Source organism: Pseudomaricurvus sp. HS19, assembly GCF_009857815.1.
Taxonomy (GTDB): domain Bacteria; phylum Pseudomonadota; class Gammaproteobacteria; order Pseudomonadales; family Cellvibrionaceae; genus Pseudomaricurvus.
This window is the reverse complement of the sequence record NZ_WVVW01000028.1, coordinates 1-773: the sequence shown is the minus strand read 5'-3', so window position 1 is coordinate 773 and position 773 is coordinate 1. Positions and strand designations below refer to the sequence as shown.

Annotated in this window: 1 protein-coding gene; it reads left to right on the top strand. The window is 56.9% G+C overall.

Annotated elements, in window-relative coordinates; translation table 11 throughout:
• Positions 1-773, top strand: a 773-nt coding sequence (locus GSF27_RS17690; RefSeq protein ID WP_160971393.1) for a VCBS domain-containing protein, incomplete at both ends; no start/stop codon positions are given.

Below are 773 nucleotides of genomic sequence, written 5' to 3'. Positions count from 1 at the left end.
GGTGAACAACGTTAACGACCCACCGGTACTGACGCCGGTGAGCAAATCGGTGACGGAAGGTGGAACTGCCCTGAACGATTACCTGATTGCCTTTGATCCGGACGCGGGAGAGCATCTTACCTACCACACTACGGCATCCGAGCTGGGGTTCAGATTGCATGCCGATGGGCGCTACACTTTTGATGCCACTGATTCGGCGTATGACCATCTCGCTGCGGGGCAGAAGCAGGACATCGTTATCCCAATCACTGTTACCGACAGTCATGGTGGGGTAGGTCACAGTACACTGACCATTACCCTGACCGGTACTGATGATGTTCCCAAGTTGTCGGGCAGTGTGCAGTTACCTGTGACGGAAGATGAGCGGGTCTTCAGCAGCCACTTGACCGTCATTGATCCGGATTCCAGCAATAGTGTCGAGTTCACCACCACCGCTGGCGTCCCAGGCTTCACGCTGCATACTGATGGCAGCTGGAGCTTCGATCCTGGCGACGCAGCCTATCAGTCACTGGCGGAAGGTGAACCCAAAACCCTGGTGATCCCGGTGACGGTGACCGACACCACCGGTGCAGGCACCACCAAGGCAGATGCCATCACTATTCAGCTGATGGGCACCAACGACGTACCGGTGGTCAGTCATGTCATAACCGCTCCTCCTGCAGATGAGGATGCGGTGTTCACGTTTGCGGTGCCTGCTGACACCTTTGCCGATATCGACAGTGGTGACACGCTGACGTTATCGACCGGCGCCATGCCGGCCTGGCTGCATTTTG